The following is a 21,288-nucleotide window of genomic DNA, read 5'->3' as shown; positions in this document are numbered from 1 at the left end:
TAGTCTTATGAATCTTTTTAATGACCCCCCTGTATTGCTGATTAGCCTCGTCTTTCTGTTTCAGCTATTTTTTATTTCAATCTTTATATCCAAAACATGGCGAAAGCGTCGACAGGTTTTATTAACCAAGTATCCGCAAACGGTGTTTACAAATTTATATGCGCAAGATGAACAAACTGAACGTCAACGTCTAATAGTTAGAAAGTGGCTTGATTATCTGGCGTTTACCATTGGTCTGACAACCTTTATTGTGTTGCATTTGGAAGGTAAAACGCAAAACGTCATAGCAGATTGGATGCTGATGATCGCTTTAATACAACTTGCCCCGCTGTTTATTTCAGGTTACTGGTGCAAACAGAATAGTCAAATCCTATCTACGCGGTATCCTAAAGTCCGTACCGCTCAACTGCAATGCAACCACTTAACAGGTTATATTTCAATTCACCGAGTGGTGGTGGGCATAGTGATGTACGCTTTCTCTGTTGCTTTTGCTACCTACAATTACTTCGTAGCTATGCAAGCAGAAAGTAAAGTCTTGTACTTAATAGCGCTCAGTACAGCAGTGGTTCTGTATATAAGCGGCATGATCTGGAAACTAGTATACGGGCAGAAAAAAGACCACTTTATTGAACAGGAGGAAAGGGCACTGAAACTATCTGATAAACTTAAATATCTTACATCATCACTTACTGCGTTTAGTGGTTTTGTAGTTATTGTGCTGTTATTCGATATGTTTCAGCTAAACGAAAGCTATATTAACCTCATTGCTTGTGTGGTCGCTCAAGCGATAGTGTTTAAAACAAGAAATCAGTATTACCCTATTAACCCGAGTGTTTATAAATAGAATGCGTAAGTGTAGAGGGAAAATATTTGCTTCATTTACAGTATCATTTCGGACTAAATTTACACCAACGACTGAGCATTAACGGATGAATATTGAGTGCCTTGGCAACATCCTTAGACATGATATCGTCTTTATAACTTAGTACGACGGCTTTAATTTTGAAATCGATGGGATAAACCAGGTTTTTCGGGGCTGGGTAAATTTAGGCATTTTAGTCTCCTCAATGTAATGAGGAGGTGTCCACTAAAATGGGGGAAGACCAAAGTCCTGTCTTAAGTGGTTTGTTATGTGTTCACTTTGAACTCCATTATGAGCTTAGTTTCTTCAGCACAGACAACTTGAAAACCATGGGATTCATAAAGTTTCACGAGATGATCTTCACAACGAAGATATATAGCTGGTATTTGTAACTCAAACGACTTTGATTTAGCAAACTCGATTAGTGCTGTTGAAATACCTTTCCCTCGATGTTCTGTAGGTACATAGATCCCATCTAGCCAATTGTTATAGCTCGGATAGTCAGAGTATTCGCGATATTTTAGTTCTCCAGCTCCAGCTAATTCACCATCAATATGAGCGACAAATGCGGTTCGGTTTAAAATTGAAGAAACCTTTTCGATAACACTTTCTAGTGTCGCTTCCGAATCCTTATGATCCCACTCATTAAAATACCAATTGGCGACAACCTCAATCGCACTCGGATAATCTACTAAATTTGAAATTTTCACAATACCTCTATGACACATAAAGAATGATATGGACTCCCCACTCGGCATCTATTGCTAGCAATGTGCTATAGTGAAGTTGATATAAAGCTTCAATTGAGTGGAGTCCATATGTCACTAATTAAAGCAATGGGCATTGATTTAGCCAATTTTTTTTCGCCTTTATCGCACCCAAATAGTTTTCTCACTTCAGATATTACTGAAGAGATTGTACTCGCATCTTTATATGTAGTTCCCCAAACTTTGAATAACAGTTAATCGTAACTAACGTTTGAACCGCAGGCAGATATCAAAGTTAATAAGCATTTATTTAATCTTCTGGGAAGTTGCTCTAAACGTCCATATGTGTAAATAATTTCACGACTGTCGGGTATGAATGTCCAATTTGAACATTTATATATCGTCATCTAAATTACATTCCTGTCACGTTTAACTCAAAAATGAAATTCAATGAGAATTCAGTGCAGTAAAAGGTGATGTAACTATTCCGTTCGGTAGTTATTAGAACTGTAATCACTTTCGAATTTTGCTGAAAAAGATTTAGCTTTATCAAACATTAATTTTGCTTTCGCTTTATCTCCTTTCTTGTAATGAGCATAAGCTAAGCTATCGTATACTTGAGGAGCACTAGGAAAAAGAGTCTTCAAATAGTTGAATACATCAAAGACTTCTGCCCATTTCTTCTCTCGAATAAGCTGCATTCCTAAATCGTTCAATGTTCTGCCAATAAAGAGATTATACTCTGCATTTTTGTATTCTTGGTTAAAATTCTTAAACGATTTGTTCTCAAGGTAGTATTGATACGCGAAATTGACTTCCTTAGGCTTAATTTCATCATACTTTCCTGTTTTAATGTAATCTAGAATTCTTTGTGAAATGAATTCCGCAACAAGACTATCAGAATTAGCCAATACTACAATTTCATATCTATTTTTTAAATCGACTTCTACTGCCGCACTTACACCGCTGCCTCCACCGTATGAGCGCCAACTATCTCCTGCCATATTGAAAAAATCTCTGTTTTGAGAAAGTTCACGATTAAGCATGTCATCTCGATAAAATAGCGAACGTACAAACTTGTGAATATCATCTACACTGGCTTCTATTCCACCATCAGGACCGGGGTGCTCGGTAACCCCTATTTCTTTCAATTTATTGTTATGTAAGTATGTGTATCGAGTTGATTGAAAAGGGTGACTAGCCTTTGGCTTGAAACTTGAATTGGTTAAATTTGCCTTTGAAAATATGTTCTCTTTAAGCAATGCTTCAAATGACTTTCCAGTGATTTTTTCTAAAATTGCGCCCAGTACAACGTAACCATAATTGGAATACTTTTTCCGTGTATCTGGTTCAAACAGTAATGTGGTATCCAGTAACAGGTGTAACTTTTGTCTCACCGTTTCGTATGCTAACGGATTTTCTCTATATTCTGCATTAAATATATCAGGTAAGCCCGAACGATGTGTCAGTAATTGCTCAATGGTTATATTGGCTATGTTAGAGTCTTTAAAGCCTAGTTTGAATTTATCTAAACTATCGGTTGTTTTTAAGTGACCCGACTCTACCTGTTGTAACACTAATACTGCAGTAAATGCTTTCATGATTGACCCAATATTGTATCGCGTCTTAGTGCTATTTTTTATACCTAATGTTTGCGATTGCATATCAACACTTTGCCGGTGAAATACCTTACCGTCCTTAGCAATGAGCACAGTTCCACTAAACCAACCAAGTTTAGTATATTGGTCAACTATGTTGATTGCCGCGTTTTTTATCTTCAATAAATCATTTTGCTCTGATGCGCAAACATTTCCAACGGTTAACATTGAAAATATAACTAAAGCCACCTGAATAATACTTTTCATATAAGCCTCCTTTATTTAGCAAAATAAAGACTACCCACCTTTGAAATCGCTGTAATGAAAATAAGGTGAATAAATGGTGAAAAAGAGTGAATTAGATAATAATTATAAAAAAATAAACTACAAACTTCATACTAAACAAGGCAATATAGCATCGATATGATCTATTTAGGGTTTGCTTAACCACATGTTCCAACTTGGTGACTTTAACATTGATGTTACTAACTCAAAAGTATATAGAGGCGAAAACCTGCTTGTTGTTGAGCCTAAGACCTTCCAGTTACTCGTATATTTTATCAATAACCCCAATCAAATCGTGACACGAGATGACTTAATTGAAAATTTATGGTCCGGCAGAATAGTTTCTGATAATACGATTAATAAGCATATTGCTAATTTAAGAAGAGTATTAGGTGATGACCCAAAAAATGTTAAATACCTTGAAACTGTATCAAAACAAGGTTATCGACTTATTTGTCCAGTTAATAGTTTACCAAAGAAAACTTCTCCTTCTTTAAATAAAGTATCAAAGCAATTGTCACCAATGCTGAAGACATCTATTGTTAGTTTATTCATGGCATTGTTAGTAATATATATTTTTCTAGATAAAAATATCAGTAGCAGTTCCTTAACAAGCTTTGAAGTAACCAGAGAAGAGGGAGTTGAGTATTCTCCCCGCGAAATTCCCTCCAAAAACAAAATATTATTTTTAAATCAAAAACTCGGACAATCTGAAAGCTCACTATGGTTAAAAGACTTACAAACCAATCAAATTAAAACCATAGAAATAGGTCAGTACAAAATTTCTCACTTGATAACCGCTACCAACAAGTCTGATACAATTTATGTGTACTTTTCCGCTGATTATGACAATCAATGCAATGTTTATAAGGCTAAACTCGAACAGTTTGAAATGTTAACCAATATAACCGCTGTTTTTAGTTGTCAGACAATTCAAATACAAGACATCGTTTTAGAAGACGTAAATGAGGTCTTCTATTACACTGCCCGTAAATCAGGTCAATCTTCCTTTCAGGTTTACCGATATGACACCCAAGAGGGAAGCCATGAATTAATTAAACAGCCCGCAGTAGAAGCTGGTGGCAATAAAAATATTGATTTGTCACCTGACAAGGGCCAGTTGTTGATCATGAACAGTAACTCTCTTAATCAAACTACTTTTTATGTGTTAAATTTAAAAAGAGAAAAGCTAACACGCCATAAAACTTTCGATTATCTAGTGACTGAGGCTATTTGGGATTATGATTCAAAGCATGTTTTATTTTCAACCGCACCGCCGTCACATCAAATTGTGCGAAGTCACATTGATACAAATCGTGAAAATGATAGTGAATCTATCATTGCAAATGTTTCTCATTACCTCTCTAATGATATGTCTCTGTACCAAGGAGACCAACTATTGTTTGCCACTCGGCAAGTCAACTTTGCGCTAGAGAATTTATTAACATTTGATAATAAGAAAAATATATTTAATAACTCCATTGTATACGACACGATTCCTGCATTATTTCATCAACAACCGTATTATTTTTTTGTCTCTAATCGTTCTGGTAAAAATCAAATTTACTTGGGTGATTTGTCTAATGGTGAGGCTACCAACGTACTTAACATTCAACAGAAAAAAGTATTCACTAACTTGCAAGTTTCTCCAAACGATAAATATTTACTGATTGCTGACCAGAGTTCTGTTTGGAAAATCCCGATTGATAAGCTAGTTAATTTAAGTGCGCCTATAGATGAGCTAAAGGCCTATAAAGTTTTCGATAGCCAAGTGCAAATCCATAACATTAATTGGCTTAATAATGAACACTTCGTTGTGTCCACAAAAGATACTGAAAATCCACACACATTTTTTAATGGCAATGTTCAATTAGATTTAGTGGCTTTTAAAAGGTGGCTTTACTTTTTTACTGATCACGAAGATTTAAACAATGTCTACATGGTTGAAAAATCAACGGGGAGAGTATATATAAGCAGCTTAAGCTCCATTTTAAATGTAAATCTAAATACTCAGCCAAACATTAGGTCTTTAGACCTGAACAACCTTATACCATATGATTATTTTGATCCAAAAATTAGAGGTGACGGTTTTTTCTTTGTCACAAACGAAAGTAGACAGTTTTATTTGCACCACATTTCAATATCTAAGCCTTCCTTAATTGCACGCTACAAACTACAAGGCTATTTTGAATATGATGTATCTAAATCTAGCCTAGTAGTCAGTCATTTGAGAACTGTTCAAGGAGATATATATCGAACTTCCCTAAAATAGAGCCACTGTTAATTTGCACACATAAGCGATCCACTTCAACCTGTTCTGCGCAACTAATTCAGGGCTCTTTTCTTAAGGAACTTTGTTCATACTCCACTGGCGATAGATAGATCACCATCAGCTGTATGAAGTCGTTCTAAGTTGTAATAGCGCATATATGTCGTTATATCATTTCTTATATGTTCACGAGTCGGTTGTGGTACTTTTAACAACCAATCATGCTTTAAGCTGCCGAAGAATCTTTCTACAACAGCATTATCCCAACACGCACCAACGTAATCCATACTCGCTTGGTTGTTACCTAGTATGCCATTCGTTGAGTAACCACTAAGCCAAGTGTTGCCATTAACTTTTGAACGCCATAATCACTGACGATAAAGCCCTCTCTGCGTAATATCTTTCTAAACTCCCGATAGCCCAAGCTATTTCTGCTTCTCTCAAAGAAATGCTTTGCTTGTCGGTATAAATTCAGCTGATCCGCTGTGATAATTTTCGTTGGCCGTTTGAGCCAAGCGTAATAAACACTGCTGCTTACTTTCATCACTTTACAGAGCTTAACTACGGGAAACACCGAAGATAGCAACCTAATCGATTTAAACGTTAACTAGTTTCCTTTAGCAGGAGGGCGCTGGCTTTTATAAACATTACTTTTTCCAGCCTTAGCTCTTTATTTTCCTTACGTAGCCTTAACAGCTCAGCTCCTTCACCAGTATTTAAACTGGCTCAAGATTGCTCAGCTTCAATTTTAGCTTTCCAGTTATAAAGCAACTTATCTGTGATACCTAAAGACGTTGCTGCCTTAGATACTGAGTAACCTTATTCGGTTACTAATGCGACGGCTTCTTGTTTAAATTCCGCCGTGTAATTTCTATTTGTTCATTTTGTCATTTAACACCTTAGTAATTGAATTATATTCCATTATTAGAGTGTCCTATTTGATTAAAGCAGATCAATTACTAAACGCCTCAAAAAACAAAGTAAACCATATAGCGACAAATTTATTACTCAATCAACAATAGTTCAGGCTCAAGATTGAAATAACCATTAAATCACTTCCACCATATCTCCTTTACTTTGTAGCCATTCTTTCCGATCGCCACTACGCTTTTTCGACAATAACATGTCCATCATTTCCATCGTTTCTGAATGTTCATCAACCGTTAACTGTACTAATCGACGAGTATTAGGATCCATAGTAGTTTCACGAAGTTGTAATGGGTTCATTTCACCCAAGCCTTTGAAACGCTGAACATTCACTTTGCCACGTTTTTTCTCGGCTTCTATTCGGTCTAAGATGCCATCTTTTTCATCTTCATCTAATGCATAAAAAACTTCTTTGCCTACATCTATACGATAAAGAGGCGGCATCGCAACGTAAACATGCCCTGCTTGAACTAACGGTAAAAAATGCTGAGTAAATAAAGCACATAATAACGTAGCGATATGTAAACCATCAGAATCAGCATCGGCTAAAATACATACCTTGCCATATCTAAGTTCTGATAAGTCTTCAGTATCAGGGTCTATCCCTAACGCGACAGAAATATCATGCACTTCTTGCGAGGCCAAAATTTGGCCAGATTCTACTTCCCACGTATTTAATATTTTCCCTCTTAGCGGCATGATCGCCTGATTTTCACGATCTCTCGCTTGTTTGGCACTACCGCCAGCGGAATCACCTTCCACTAAAAACAATTCAGTTCGAGTGATATCTTGGCTACCACAATCGGTTAATTTCCCTGGTAATGCTGGCCCTTGCGTGATTTTTTTACGTACTATTTTTTTACTGGCTCGTAAACGACGTTGAGCATTAGAAATACAAAACTCAGCTAACGCTTCCGCGATTTCAGTGTGCTCATTGAGCCATAAACTAAAGGCATCTTTTACGACACCAGTAACAAATGCCGCACATTGGCGAGAAGACAAGCGCTCTTTCGTTTGACCGGCAAACTGAGGATCTTCCATTTTTACCGATAAAATATAAGCACACTTATCCCAAATATCATCAGGAGTTAATTTAACTCCACGTGGGATCAAGTTTCGAAATTCACAAAACTCACGCATTGATTCAAGCAAACCTTGGCGCATACCATTTACGTGTGTTCCGCCTTGAATCGTTGGGATCAAGTTAACATAACTTTCACCAACTGATTCGCCTCCTTCAGGCAACCATGTTACCGCCCAATCAACCGCTTCATTTTGTGAAGAAAAATCACCAACAAACGGTTCTTCAGGCATACTGACATAGTTTTTAACTGATTCTTTCAGATAATCACAAAGCCCATCTTCATAACACCACTGATATTTTTTATCTTCATTTTTGTCATGAAACTTTATGGTCAAACCTGGACATAAAACCGCTTTAGCTTTTAATAAATGTACTAATCTGCGAGCTGAAAACTTTGCCGAATCAAAATAGCTTTCATCTGGCCAAAACTTAACACGTGATCCGGTATTTCTGCGCCCTACTGTGCCTGTTTCTCTTAGTTCTTCAACTTTTTCGCCATTTTCAAATGCCATTTCATACATTTTTCCGTCACGACGAACAGCCACATCCACCCGTTTTGATAAGGCATTAACTACTGAGATACCAACCCCGTGTAAACCACCTGAGAATTGATAGTTTTTGTTGGAAAATTTACCACCGGCGTGCAATTTACAAAAAATGAGTTCTACGCCAGAAACCCCTTCTTCTTTATGAATATCAATCGGCATACCGCGACCATCATCTATCACTTCTAGCGATTGATCTTTATCTAAAACAACCGTGATATTTTGCGCATGACCGGCCAAAGCTTCATCAACAGAGTTATCGATAACTTCTTGACCAAGATGATTAGGACGAGCAGTATCGGTATACATACCGGGACGATGACGTACGGGATCCAAACCGCTAAGCACTTCAATGGATTCTGAATTATATTGTTCGCTCATAATGCTTTTCTGATAATTATTATAAAGTTGAGTGGATTTTAGTGCAGTTCTAAAAATGTCATGATTGCTGGCAACATACGGTGATAATTTATAAAGCTATGATCGCCGCCCGCTTGCACAATTAACTGGCAATGTTGATATTTTTCTACTGCTTGCTGATAATCTAACACTTCATCGCCTGTTTGTACCATCACCATGTAGTGTTTTTTAGAAATTTTTTCTTGTGATTGCATTTTTAAGTCAATCATATGTTGCTCAGTTACCTGATAAACTTCATGAGTATAAGGGTTTTCCTGTTCACCTAAATAATCGACTAACAATTCAAAAGGCCTTACCGCAGGATTAATCAACACGGCTTTTAATTGATATTTTTCAGCTAAATATGTGGAAAAATATCCGCCTAAAGAAGAGCCCATTAAACACCATTGGTGATCAGGTTTTGACTGTAAAATTTGCTCTAATTGCTCAATCGCCTGTTTAGGATTATTACGCAGTTGCGGACAATGAAAATCAATCGCTATTTGCTGATCTTGCAAATACTGTTTAGTTAATTGAGCTTTAGTAGAAAGTGGCGAAGAATTAAAACCATGAATGTAGAGCATACTTTTTTTGATCATTTTAATGATAAAACCTTAATCGATAAAAACCACTTGGCTCGTAACTTGTCCGTCATTAGCTAAACTAAAAAGTCGAAAACCGGCTGGTTTTCCTGAGTTTTCAACGGTTGATGCCATTTGGTCAAATTGAATAGACGTCGCAGGACAAGTGAATAAAGGAATAATTTTTTCATTGGTATCAATATTCAAGGCTAAAGCATTATGAACATGACCACAAGCAACCGCCTTTACTGACTCTATTTTATTAAGCGCCTGATAAAATTGATTTTTATTGGTTAAGCCATGTTTATCAATAAAATAACCAACATCTACTGGATGATGATGCATAAATATAAATTGATGTTTTTTGGAATCCACACAAGCTAACAGTCTGTCAACCTCTTCTTCTGAAACTTCTCCTGAAGGAGTTGCACTTTTACTGGCGACTAATTGAATTTGCCAATGTTTTTTATTCACGATCTTCGCGCTTTTAAATGGCGATCCAGACAAATACTCACTTAATAGTATTGGCTCATCATGATTACCGGCTAAATAATAAACAGGCAGAGTAAAGTTCGTTGCTATAATCGCATCAGTAAAGTTTTGATAAGAAGCATTGCTGTGATCTTGCGTTAAATCACCAGTAAAAACAATAAACTCAAGGCTAGCTAAGTTTTTTATTCGCTCAAGCACACAACAAAGATTCTGATAAACATTTACACCATAATGAAGTGCTGTTTTATCACGATATAAATGGCAATCGCTTATTTGAGCAAAACGTAAAATATTAACCTCCAGATAAATATTGTCGTTATTCGATCGTGATTAACCGACTCTGACCCAGCTGTAAACTAAGCTGTAACCATTCTTTAAGAAATAAATTAATCTGCTGTTTTTCATCAGGAAGATGCATAGCATGATTAGGGTAATCGTAACGTGGTTTCACCTGTTTAATATCTTGATTACTAATGACTTCAGCCATCCGAGCGTCATGATATAGCCGGATCACCATTTTAGGCCGTAAATAATCGTTAAACGGATAATTATCCGATGATTTAAATTTATCGATGGAAGAATCTTGCGTCATTGTCACTAAAGATGTGTAGCGAGTAACTTCATTTACTTCAAGTGAATAAGTTAAGAAATCAGAAATAAAAAAGCTTCGTTTTTCACCCACTTTTTCTTTATCCGCTAATAACCTTAACAACAACATATAATTGACATCACAAAGACTCATCAAATTCGATAAGTTAGGTCGATATTGCGATGTTTTTTTTAACGATGTTGCCACAACACTCTCACTCGAAAATATATTTACTTACAAACAAAAAATAATAACTCAGAAAATATAGGTAAATGACTATTGAGCCGCTATTTTCTCTTGAATACTTTTATGATTCAACGCTAACCATTGTAACCCAATAACTGTCGCAGCATTAGCTATTTTTCCTTGTGATAACAACTCCAAAGCCTGCGTTCTTTTCACGACATGCACTAAAATATCCTCTCCTTCTTCCTCCAATCCATATACCCCGCCGACATTACGGCTATCAACTGTTGCTAAGTAAAGATAAATGGCTTCACTCATGCCGCCGGGGCTTGAAAGGTACTTCATTACCTTAGTAACATTTTTTGCTTCAACATCAAGATTCGCTTCTTCTTTGGCTTCTCTTATCGCAACATCAACAGGTTGTTCACCTTCTTCAAACATGCCTGCGATAAACTCTAGCATCCAAGGTGTATCACCAGCTCGAAGCGCCCCTGGACGAAATTGCTCAATTAGCACAACTTGATCCAACACAGGATCATAAGGAATAAGTACAACAGCATCACCACGTTCAAAGATTTCTCGCTGGATAACATCACTCGTTCTTCCCGAAAACAACTTATGTTGGATAACATATTGGTCGAGATTAAAAAAGCCAGCATACTTTCTAACTCTTTCTTTTAATTCAACATCCTGATGACTGAATCGTAAAAAAGTCGTTTTATTTATATTTTCGTTCATTTTTAGTCAAATTTGATAGAAAAAAGGGAAATTCACTACGACAAACCATTAGCATTAAATATTTTGTTACACTAGAATGGTTCAGCAACTAACGATACTATTTAGCTTAAACACTAAAACAAGTAGAATACACCATCAATTAACAATAAAAATTATTAGCTAGATCCCAAATATTTAGTCACCTAAGCTCAATGGCATTGGCAAAATAGGTTGGATATCAATTAACGGTTAATATTTATCATTAAGTCCAAATAATAAAATTTGGCAGGGTAATTGCTTTTTGCTACAAAATAGTATGAATAATTAGCATGCTAAAAATAATGCCCAAACATAATAACAAGTTTAGAAAATGATGAAAGGAATTGCTCCCACATGAAAAAAAATATTACCTCGCTTATTATAGGTATAGCTTGTGCAGCCTCTAGTTCAATGACTTTTGCTGAAGATTTATTGTCAGTATATGAGCAAGCAAAAGCAAATGATCCCGTTGTGTTAAAAGCACAGGCACAATTTAAATCCGCGCAAGAAGGCATAGTACAAGCAAGATCCGTGTTGCTTCCTCATTTAAAAGCAACGGCTAAATACGATAATGGCGAAACTGAATTTAGAAATGGCGGTCAAATCACTGACTATGAAGGCACAACACTAACCGCTAGTTTAAATATGCAATTGTATCACCACGATACTTGGTTACGTTTAGATAGCGCGAAAAAATCAGCTCATCGCAGCGATATTAGCTATCAAGCAGCCAAACAAGATTTAATCGTGCGGGTGACGCAAGCGTATTTTAATGTGTTAAGTGCTAAAGATGATTTAGAGTTTGCAGAAGCAGAAAAAGCGGCGATAGAACGTCAACTCGAGCAAACAAAACAACGCTACTCAGTTGGTTTAACTGCGGTAACGGCAGTTCATGAAGCGCAAGCACAATATGATAATGCGGTGACTGAAGTGATTCGAGCAGAAAATAGTGTTTATAACTCAGAAGAAGCATTACGTGTTATCACAAATATTTATCCACGTAATTTAAATACCTTAAATAAAGAGTTATTCAGTGCCTCTCGACCAACGCCAGACAGCGCAAACGAATGGCAGCAAACTGCAGAAGCAAAAAATTTAGATTTAATCGCGCAAAAAATTACTGTTGATATTGCTAAAGAAAATATTAATATTGCTCGTTCAGGTCATTACCCAACCTTAGATCTTAACGGCAGCATTTCACGTTCTGATGACGATGATCTTATTGATAATATTACGACAAAAACTCAAGGGCAATCGTTTGGCGTGACGTTAACAGTACCGCTTTATTCAGGTGGTGCAACAACGAGTGCGGTCCGTCAAGCTCAAAGTAATTATGTTGCTGCCAGTCAAGATTTAGCCCAAACGCATCGAAATGCAGTTCGTAATGCTCGAAACTCATATAACACAGTAATAGCGGCGGTTTCAGGCATAAAAGCGTTGCAACAATCGGTTATTTCGGCAGAAAGTGCGTTAAAAGCAACGGAAGCAGGTTTTGAAGTAGGTACGCGTACCATTGTTGATGTATTAGATAGTACACGTAATTTGTATAACGCAAAGCGTAATTTATCGTCAACACGTTATAGTTATATTCAGTCAATATTGGCTTTAAAACGTGCTGGCGGTACTATTTCAGAACAAGATATTATTGCGATTAATAAAGGGCTTTCAGCACCTAAATAATTCTGTAAGTTTGCAATAAAAAAGGTGTCGTAAGACACCTTTTTTGTTTTATTGACCGATTATTAAAAACTAAACATTCAACATTAATCTTCTAAGCGAATAGTATTGATAATTTCGGTGGTTGAAATACCTTCTTCAAAATTTAATACTTTTACTTCTCCACCGGCGGCCATTACTTCTTCACCGCCAGCAATTTCAGAAACGTGATAGTCACCACCTTTCACTAAAATATTGGGTAAAATATTAGCTATCAAACGCTGAGGAGTGTCTTCTGTAAAACTCACTACCCAATCTACTGCTCCTAAGCCAGATAATACCGCCATACGACGATCAACCGGGTTGACTGGTCTGCCAACACCTTTAAGTCGGGTGACCGAAGCATCATCGTTAACAGCAACAATTAGTCGAGTGCCTAATTCAGCAGCATTCGCTAAATACGAAACATGACCTGCATGTAAAATATCAAAACACCCATTGGTCATAACAATTTTTTCACCACGTGCTTGTGCCATATTCACAGCAATTTTTAATTGATCTTCAGTTACCACACCAAAGCCACTTTCCTGCCCTGTCGCAAGTGCATTTTGTAATTCAGCTTCACTGACAGTAGATGTACCTAGCTTACCAACAACAATACCTGCGGCAATATTTGCTAAAGCACTTGCTTGTGGGTAATCCGCTTTAGCAGCAATAGCCAATGCAAGAGTCGCTATTACAGTGTCGCCTGCTCCAGTGACATCGTAAACTTCTTTTGCTTGTGTAGGTAAATGAAATTCTTCATGCCCATGGCGCAATAATGTCATGCCTTGTTCACTTCGGGTAACTAACATAGAGGATAAATCGAGATCTTTTAATAAGTTCAAGCCTTTCTCAACGATACTTGCTTCGTCTTTGCAATCTCCTACTACCGCTTCAAATTCAGACAAATTAGGGGTAATTATTGTTGCCCCTTTATAACGAGAAAAATCTGTGCCTTTCGGGTCTACAATTACCGGCACATGGTGTTTTTTAGCGATATTAATCAGTTGTTGCACATCAGACAAAGTACCTTTGGCATAATCTGAAAGTAAAATAACGTCATGTTGTGCAACCAATGCTTCAACATTGTTTACTAAGTTAGATTTATCGACATGATTCATTGACTCTTCAAAATCTAAGCGGATTAATTGTTGGTTTCGACTCATCACACGTAATTTGGTGATAGTGGGAATATCGCTGTTACGGTCAAACTTACACGCAACATTCATTGCATTAAGGTGTTTTTCTAGCGTTGTCGCCGCTTCATCATCGCCGGTGATCCCTGCTAACGTCACTTTCCCCCCCAAAGAAGCAATATTTAATGCAACATTTGCCGCTCCACCGGGTCGGTCTTCATCTTGATTTATTTTAACTACGGGTACGGGAGCTTCAGGAGATATGCGCTGTGTAGGCCCATACCAGTAACGATCTAACATAATATCGCCAACAACTAAAACGCTTGCTTGATTAAAAGCTGGAATATCTACTTTCATCCTATGTCTCTAAACAGATATAATGATTAATAGTGTATCACATGAAATTCAATGAGTTGACATCATCCCGTGAGTAAAAACAAAGTTTTACAGCCAAATTTCAAACTATCTTTTCTATTACCTCAATATTGGCTTACTTGGCTTGGGGTAATTATTTTATATGCTATTTCATGGTTACCTTATAAAGTTCAACTTGCCCTAGGCCGTTCTGTCGGTCGCTTGCTATTAAAAATAGCGTCAAGTCGCAAGAAAGTCGCGTTACGTAATTTAGAATTATGCTTTCCTGAAATGTCAGATTCAGAACGTCAACGCATATTGAAAGAAAACTTCGAAAATACCGGCATTGCTTTATTTGAAACAGGTATGGGGTGGTGGTGGCCTGACTGGCGGATCAAACGCAAATTTACTATTACGGGCCTTGAACATATCGAAGCAGCAAAAGCAGATGGCCAAGGTGTATTATTGCTAGCCATGCATTATTTAAGTGCTGAAATCATAGGTCGAGGTTTTGGCCATGCTCACCCTTTAGTCATTTTTTATCGTCCACATAACAACCAACTCATGGAGTTTTTTCAATTTAGAGGGCGTGGGCGTTCTAATAAATACATGTTAGGAAAACGAGATGTCAAAGGTTTAATTAAAGCCTTAAGAGATAAAGAATCATGTTTATATTTACCAGATCAAGACTATGGCAGAAATCGCAGTTTATTTGTGCCACATTTCGCGGTGAAAGAAACAGCGACGACCACAGGTACGTTAATTTTTGCCCGTCAAAAAGAAACAAAAACCATGATGATGATCCCAAAAAGAAAAGAGGATGGCAGCGGTTATACGGTTGAAATTACGCCACCGCTAACTAATTTCCCAACGGATAATGATGAAAATGATGTCTTAAGAGTAAATCAAGAAGTTGAAAAAGCTATCTTGCGTAAACCAGAGCAGTACATGTGGTTACATAGACGTTTTAAAACGCGACCTAATATAGATGATCCATCACTTTATAAGTAATTGTATAAATCTGAAGTTTTCAGTATGGTATACAATAATACGTTTATTTTTTGATTAGAATTAGCCTATGGTTTTTTGGATAAAGAACGCCGTTTTTTTAATTATACTGTTAGTACTTGCTTATTTTCTGGTAGCAAACGAAGACGTGTTGTTCTCAGAAACGGTAGAAGTAAGTTCAGACGCAACGGATCAAAATGCAACGCCAAAGGCTAAACCTAAAGCGACTAAAAAAACGAGCAATTCAGCCGCTGAAGGTTTATCACGTTTCTATGCTAATTTGCACGGTAGTGATGATGATGGTCCACGCATCCGCAATAATATTGTTTACTTGCCTGAGCCAAAAGGCGATCTCGTAGAAATTTTAGAAGCTCGACGTTTAACGACAAGACCCTTATTAAGAAACTGGCGTGGCACTGTTGATAACAGGCCATTTAGAAAAGGGCAAACCTTACATCAAAAATTAGTCGAATATGCTGAACAAGACGGTTTAGATGTGATTTGGTGGCTAGATAGAGATTTTTTGGTAAAAGACCCGTTTAGAATTAATAAAGATATTGTTCACACCGCTTACTGGGTAGGTAAAGCGATTGGTGGACATTTTCAAGATGGTTTATCGTCCTATTTTTGTTATAAACAACGAACCTTAGTATTAATCGAAAAAGAACTTTCTTACCTTGACGAAGAATGTTTACTTTTACCGTTAAAGAGCCGTCAACGTTAACGACTCATTACCTGCAGTTAAGCGGGCAATGAGTCAAAACATATTATCTTTTATACTAAAAACTGCTGAATAATTTCAGTGATTCTCTCTGAATCATGCGCAAATTGTTGTGCATTCATCATCGCAGACTCATTTTGTAAACTTGTTTTATGACCAAAGTTTCGCAATTGACAATAATGTTCAATGAGTAACTCTTTTTGTGCTAACGTTAAAATACCAACGTTAGCAAGTGTAGTGAAAATTCGAATATTATCGGAATACTGACAAATTTCATGATATTTAGCGCTATAATTTAGCACCAAATATTGCGTGAGAAATTCAATATCAACTAATCCTCCTCGACCTTGTTTAATGTCAAACAATTCATCGGTTGATTTATCTAAGTGCTCGCGCATCTTATTTCTCATATCGATAACTTCTTTTTTCAGTTTATTTTCGTCTCGTGACCGAATTAAAATCTGACGTCGAATATCATTGTATTGCTGTACAATTTGTTGATTACCATAAGTCGCTCTAGCCCTGACTAAGGCTTGATGCTCCCATGTCCATGCTTCTTCTTGTTGATATTGCCCGAAGGTATTAATATTGACTACAAGTACCCCTGAATTGCCTGAAGGGCGCAATCTCATGTCTAATTCATACAAAACACCATTATTCATTCTGGTGTTAAATATGTGCATTATTCGTTGAGCAAGCTTTGCATAAAACTGACTGGCCATCACAGGTTTTTGACCGTTTGTTTGATCATCATGTTTACAATTATGAATAAAAACCAAATCAAGATCTGAAGAGTACCCCAATTCAAATCCTCCCATTTTTCCATAACCAATAACGGCAAAGCCTTTATCATCTGTGCCAGCTAAACTGTTAGGCACGCCAAATCGTTCACTTATTTGCTGCCAAGCCAAATTAACCACTTCACCAATGATCGCTTCAGCTAACGCCGTTAAATGATCACTCACTTTGGTGATAGGTAAAACGCCGGCAATATCAGCTGCGGCAATACGTAATTGCTGCGCTTGTTTAAATTGCCTAAGCATATCCATTTGCGCTTCTAAATCGTCTTCTGGAATACGTAACAAAACTTGCCGTAAATCCGCCGCATAACTTGATAATTCAGGCGGGTTATTGAGTAACTTAGGATCAATTAATTCATCTAACAAAATAGGATATTTTGCCATATGCTCCGCAAGCCAGCTGCTCGCCTGACATAGCTTAACTAAATGTTTCAACGCCCCTTCATTTTCGTATAACAATTCTAAATATGCGGTTCTTGTGACTATTTTAGTTAAGAGCCAGGTGATGCGTTCAAGCGTCGTTTCGTTGCCGTTAATGTTAACGATATGACTAATAAGAATCGGCACAAGCTTACTGAGAATTTGTCGACCTCTATTCCCAATAGAACGCTGTTTAAAGTCACGTTTGAGATCAACAAGTAATTGCCAGGTTTTTTCGGCTTGCCAATCGGGTTGATTGGTGGCAATCCATTCTATCGATTCCTCATCTGGCCATTCACTTTCCCACAAGGTTACCCATTGGTCATTTTCCATATGATGATTAGGACTTTCCTCACCAATTAATACAATAAATTCTTGATGAACAGCGGACATTAACTTTTCTAAATATGCTAAAAAGCTTGACCAAGATGGGAAGGCATCGTCACCTAAAACATGTAAAATTCTCGCTTGATCTAAGGCATCACTCGGCAAAGTTTGCGTTTGTTTATCATCTAATGCTTGAATAATGTTTTCAACACGCCTTAAAAATCGATACGCCTTTTCAAGTACTTGTTTGCTATACTTAGAAATTTCTTGATGCTCTACTAAAATGGGTAGCACCGTTAATAAATTTCGTTGTTGTAAATCTTTAATTCTGCCGCCACGAATTAACTGAAATACCTGAACTATAAATTCAACTTCGCGTATACCTCCAGCACCAAGTTTTATATTGTCGGTCAGTTTTTTTCGTCGCACTTCTTGAGCAATCATCGTTTTCATACGACGTAAACTATCAATGACACTAAAGTCTATATAGCGTCGATAAACAAAAGGTCTGAGTAAATCGGATAAGTTTCCATGGTATTTTCCTTCACCGATAAGGCGGGCTTTCAACATGGCATATCGTTCCCAATCACGCCCTTGTTCTTGATAATAATCTTCCATGGCATTAAAGGTTAAGACTAAAGGACCACTTTCTCCAAAGGGTCGTAATCGCATATCAACACGATAAACAAAACCATCTTCAGTTTTTTGATGAAGAGCGGTAATTAACTTTTGCCCTAAACGTGTGAAAAACAATTGATTATCAATACTGCGTCTCTCTCCGATAGTTTCACCTGTTTCAGGGTAAACAAAAATGAGATCAATATCTGATGAAAAGTTTAACTCCTTACCGCCTAATTTGCCCATACCATAGACAAGTAAAGGTTGTATCTCACCCTCTTTATTAGTAGGTTTCCCCCACTTTTGATAGCAAAAATCGCTTAACCACGCCAAAGCACCTAAAATCAAAGCATCAGCCAATTCGGATAAACGTTTTAACGAATCATCTAAAGGAATGTTTAGCACTAAATCTGCCGTAGCTATGCTTACCATTTGTTCTAATCGAAACAAACGTAACTGCCGATGCAGTGACTCTTCGGTTTGACAATCATGTAATTTCGCCGTTAATAAAGCGGAAAAGTTAGGCGTAGTTTTTTGGTAGACGCTTTCTGTTACAAATAAATTAATGACTATTTCTGGTGCTTGCAAGGTACTTCGTAAGACAAAATCACTAAGTGCAATGACGTGTTTAAAATCAGCTAAGGCTTGATGGCTTGCTTGTTCTGTTAAAGACTGAGCAAGCTCTGGATATTGACTACTAAATTGTTGCCAACTCAAATTTTGTTGTTTTTCTAAACAAGGAAGTAATGGTTTACGAAATAAAGTTGTCACTTAAACCTCGACTGACTAAAATTGTTCGTTGCAATATACTTATACGCTCTGGCGTAACCTAAATTGATGGATTTAACAAATCAATAGACATATTATGTCATCAATGTTATTAGTATACTTAATTCGGTAAGAATTTGAATGCAAATGCTGATTTTTAGTTGAACTAAATTGAAGATAAGCCATTCTATTCTCTTTAATTTTCACCATAGCATTTTTGAGGGACATATGGCAGAAATGCAACATTATAAAAAATGGCTATTTGGCTTTTTATTGATCTTAGTAGGATGTTCAGATCCAGTAAAAGAACAAATTACGCAGCAAATCCCCATTACTGAGCAAAGGATTACCCAACTTGGTAACTCGTTAGATCAAGGACAGATTAGAAACGCCAACTTGATTAAGCAATATGCCAGTAAATTGCGTACAACGAAACCCGAGCTTTCTGCCTTGATCGATGAATTCGCCAAAGATGCGACTCAGCAAAGTCCGATGTTTTTAGCACTTAAAGAGCGATTAAACACAGTAAAAACTCAGCCGAATATGTTTGCCAATAACCAAGCAATTTTTGATGAGTTACTCAATATTTATCAAGCCGCAGATCCGGTACTTTATTCAGACGCACTAAGTGACCCTTTAAATGTACTTGCCGATATGTCCGATGGTGTATTACCTAGGGTGAATGCATTATCAAAAGCACAAAGCCTGCAGGCGAATAATGCTCAAGATTTTGGCACAGGTGAACAACTGATTGGCAACCCTAATTATGGACAGTGGACTACAGGCAGCAATGGCATGTCATTTTGGGCGTGGTATGGCATGTACTCTATGATGGGCGACTTATTTGGCTCTCGCCGTGTTTATTATAATGATTGGGGAAGTCGGAGAAACTATAGTTATTATAATGATTATGGCCGAACACGTTATAGCTCTCCTAGCCAATTACGTAAACAAACTCAACTAGATAACCGCACAAGAAAATCTTTTGAGAGCAGAGGACAAAAATATACTAGCGCGTACAGCAAAAATCGCACAGGCTCTTCAAGTTTATCTGGACAAAGTAAAACAGCACAAACCAGTGCAAAACGTTTTAGTTCAAGCAACTCTAGTAAAAGCAGTTACGCAAAAAAAACTACCGCATCAAAAAATGCCAGCTTTCGCAACAGTTCAAGCACCACTTCTCGTAGCTTCAGACGTGGCAAATAACGAGAAGAGATCAAGGAAATATTATGAATACATTGTTTGAAATAACCGGTTTAAGCCAAGAATTAATTATTTATTTAGCTATCGACATTACGATAGCCATTATTTTACTGGGCGCCATGAAATTTGTTTCAGGATTATCGGCACAAGTAAATGCCACAGATGAATTATCTAATGAAGACAATTTTGCTTTTGGGATCAGCGTAGCGGGAAGTATCGCCGCGTTAGGTATTGTTTTAACGGGCGCGATTACTGGCGAAAATGCACCGAGCTATCAGATGGAAATTATTGGTATGCTCTCTTACGGCATCCTCGGCTTAGTATTAATTAAAATAGGCCGTTTCATTCACGACCGTTTAGCGTTAAATCAAATTGATAAAAACGAACACATTAAAGCCCGCAATATTACCGTTGGTTTGGTTGATGCAGCGGGGGCAATTGCCACGGCGATTATTATTCGCGCGGTACTTTTATGGGTGAATGGTATTGATGTAAATACCTTTGTTGCTATTGTTGCCGGCTTTGTTGTTTCACAAGCCATGTTAGTGTTAGTCACTCGTATTAAAGAACGGCAATATGCTAAAAACAATCAAAACGATAGTATGCAAGAAGCCTTTGCAAATGGTCAGGTTGCTTTAGCAATTCGCTATGCAGGGCAAGTTATCAGCACCGCATTAGCCGTTACCGCCGCGAGTTACTTCTTTGAATATAATCCTGAGACTTTGAGCTCAACTTTAATTGCTTGGCTAATATTTAGTGTCGTGATGACTGTTCTTGTTTCACTGCTTACAACAATCGCTAAAAGTATTATTTTATGGGGAATCAATTTAGTTGAAGAGGTTGATCAACAGCATAACATTGGTGTAGCTAGTGTTGAAATGGCGATCAGTATTTCAATCGCACTGATTTTAACGGCACTGATGGCTTAAATATAACGATAAATATAACTATTAAC

Annotated in this window: 17 protein-coding genes and 2 pseudogenes; 8 read left to right on the top strand and 11 right to left on the bottom strand. The window is 37.2% G+C overall.

Annotated features, from left to right (window positions below; all coding sequences use genetic code 11):
* Positions 1–7: 7 nt before the first annotated feature.
* Positions 8–844: a hypothetical protein gene (locus Q4493_RS07270; protein WP_303450909.1), complete on the top strand. Its 837-nt coding sequence runs from the start codon at positions 8–10 to the stop codon at positions 842–844.
* A 58-nt stretch (positions 845–902) separates the two neighbouring features.
* On the opposite strand, the pseudogene Q4493_RS07265 reads toward Q4493_RS07270, so the two are convergent.
* Together Q4493_RS07265 and Q4493_RS07260 are read right to left on the bottom strand one after the other, a co-directional pair.
* Positions 903–1,054: pseudogene (locus tag Q4493_RS07265) on the bottom strand (transposase); the annotation flags it as partial.
* A 74-nt stretch (positions 1,055–1,128) separates the two neighbouring features.
* Positions 1,129–1,590 carry a GNAT family N-acetyltransferase gene (locus Q4493_RS07260; protein WP_303450906.1) on the bottom strand — a complete coding sequence of 154 codons (462 nt, stop codon included), beginning with the start codon at positions 1,588–1,590 and terminating at the stop codon, positions 1,129–1,131.
* 90 nt (positions 1,591–1,680) lie between these two features.
* On the opposite strand from Q4493_RS07260, the gene Q4493_RS07255 reads away from it, so the two are divergent.
* A complete protein-coding gene (locus Q4493_RS07255; RefSeq protein ID WP_303450903.1) occupies positions 1,681–1,827 on the top strand; it encodes a hypothetical protein in 147 nt (48 codons plus the stop codon).
* A 224-nt stretch (positions 1,828–2,051) separates the two neighbouring features.
* Here Q4493_RS07255 and Q4493_RS07250 read toward each other — a convergent pair whose 3' ends face one another.
* Positions 2,052–3,434, bottom strand: a complete 1,383-nt coding sequence (locus tag Q4493_RS07250; protein WP_303450900.1) for a serine hydrolase domain-containing protein — start codon at positions 3,432–3,434, stop codon at positions 2,052–2,054.
* 184 nt (positions 3,435–3,618) lie between these two features.
* Here Q4493_RS07250 and Q4493_RS07245 point away from each other — a divergent pair, with 184 nt between their 5' ends.
* Positions 3,619–5,724 carry a response regulator transcription factor gene (locus tag Q4493_RS07245; protein ID WP_303450898.1) on the top strand — a complete coding sequence of 702 codons (2,106 nt, stop codon included), beginning with the start codon at positions 3,619–3,621 and terminating at the stop codon, positions 5,722–5,724.
* 58 nt (positions 5,725–5,782) lie between these two features.
* On the opposite strand, the pseudogene Q4493_RS07240 reads toward Q4493_RS07245, so the two are convergent.
* From Q4493_RS07240 to Q4493_RS07215, 6 genes and pseudogenes are all read right to left on the bottom strand, one after another.
* A pseudogene (locus tag Q4493_RS07240) lies at positions 5,783–6,612 on the bottom strand (transposase).
* 156 nt (positions 6,613–6,768) lie between these two features.
* The gene (gene parE, locus Q4493_RS07235) at positions 6,769–8,658 is read right to left on the bottom strand and encodes a DNA topoisomerase IV subunit B (protein ID WP_303450896.1); all 1,890 of its coding nucleotides are present in this window, start codon (positions 8,656–8,658) and stop codon (positions 6,769–6,771) included.
* 38 nt (positions 8,659–8,696) lie between these two features.
* Positions 8,697–9,275 (bottom strand): YqiA/YcfP family alpha/beta fold hydrolase, encoded by a 579-nt coding sequence (locus Q4493_RS07230; protein ID WP_303450894.1) that lies wholly within the window; start codon positions 9,273–9,275, stop codon positions 8,697–8,699.
* Between the two features lie 15 nt (positions 9,276–9,290).
* Positions 9,291–10,040, bottom strand: a complete 750-nt coding sequence (locus Q4493_RS07225) for a metallophosphoesterase (protein WP_303451534.1) — start codon at positions 10,038–10,040, stop codon at positions 9,291–9,293.
* 25 nt (positions 10,041–10,065) lie between these two features.
* Positions 10,066–10,545 carry a DUF1249 domain-containing protein gene (locus Q4493_RS07220; RefSeq protein WP_303450891.1) on the bottom strand — a complete coding sequence of 160 codons (480 nt, stop codon included), beginning with the start codon at positions 10,543–10,545 and terminating at the stop codon, positions 10,066–10,068.
* A 69-nt stretch (positions 10,546–10,614) separates the two neighbouring features.
* Entirely contained in the window at positions 10,615–11,262 is a 648-nt protein-coding gene (locus tag Q4493_RS07215; protein WP_303450889.1) for an NUDIX domain-containing protein, read from the bottom strand.
* Between the two features lie 372 nt (positions 11,263–11,634).
* On the opposite strand from Q4493_RS07215, the gene tolC reads away from it, so the two are divergent.
* Positions 11,635–12,960: an outer membrane channel protein TolC gene (gene tolC, locus Q4493_RS07210; protein WP_303450888.1), complete on the top strand. Its 1,326-nt coding sequence runs from the start codon at positions 11,635–11,637 to the stop codon at positions 12,958–12,960.
* An 83-nt stretch (positions 12,961–13,043) separates the two neighbouring features.
* On the opposite strand, the gene hldE is transcribed toward tolC, so the two are convergent.
* Positions 13,044–14,471, bottom strand: a complete 1,428-nt coding sequence (gene hldE, locus Q4493_RS07205) for a bifunctional D-glycero-beta-D-manno-heptose-7-phosphate kinase/D-glycero-beta-D-manno-heptose 1-phosphate adenylyltransferase HldE (protein WP_303450885.1) — start codon at positions 14,469–14,471, stop codon at positions 13,044–13,046.
* A gap of 69 nt (positions 14,472–14,540) precedes the next feature.
* Between hldE and lpxL the strand changes: the two genes are divergently transcribed.
* Both lpxL and Q4493_RS07195 read left to right on the top strand, forming a co-directional pair.
* Positions 14,541–15,479 carry an LpxL/LpxP family Kdo(2)-lipid IV(A) lauroyl/palmitoleoyl acyltransferase gene (gene lpxL / locus Q4493_RS07200; RefSeq protein WP_303450882.1) on the top strand — a complete coding sequence of 313 codons (939 nt, stop codon included), beginning with the start codon at positions 14,541–14,543 and terminating at the stop codon, positions 15,477–15,479.
* Between the two features lie 67 nt (positions 15,480–15,546).
* The gene (locus Q4493_RS07195; protein ID WP_303450881.1) at positions 15,547–16,200 is read left to right on the top strand and encodes a TcpQ domain-containing protein; all 654 of its coding nucleotides are present in this window, start codon (positions 15,547–15,549) and stop codon (positions 16,198–16,200) included.
* Positions 16,201–16,250: 50 nt separating this feature from the next.
* Here Q4493_RS07195 and glnE read toward each other — a convergent pair whose 3' ends face one another.
* Entirely contained in the window at positions 16,251–19,133 is a 2,883-nt protein-coding gene (gene glnE / locus Q4493_RS07190; protein WP_303450879.1) for a bifunctional [glutamate--ammonia ligase]-adenylyl-L-tyrosine phosphorylase/[glutamate--ammonia-ligase] adenylyltransferase, read from the bottom strand.
* Between the two features lie 225 nt (positions 19,134–19,358).
* Between glnE and Q4493_RS07185 the strand changes: the two genes are divergently transcribed.
* Together Q4493_RS07185 and Q4493_RS07180 are read left to right on the top strand one after the other, a co-directional pair.
* A complete protein-coding gene (locus tag Q4493_RS07185) occupies positions 19,359–20,336 on the top strand; it encodes a hypothetical protein (protein ID WP_303450877.1) in 978 nt (325 codons plus the stop codon).
* 23 nt (positions 20,337–20,359) lie between these two features.
* Positions 20,360–21,262 carry a DUF350 domain-containing protein gene (locus Q4493_RS07180; protein WP_303450875.1) on the top strand — a complete coding sequence of 301 codons (903 nt, stop codon included), beginning with the start codon at positions 20,360–20,362 and terminating at the stop codon, positions 21,260–21,262.
* Positions 21,263–21,288: the final 26 nt, after the last annotated feature.

The sequence above is a fragment of the Colwellia sp. 1_MG-2023 genome (genome assembly GCF_030546755.1).
Classification (GTDB): Bacteria; Pseudomonadota; Gammaproteobacteria; order Enterobacterales; family Alteromonadaceae; genus Thalassotalea_H.
This window is presented reverse-complemented; position numbering and strand designations above follow the sequence as displayed.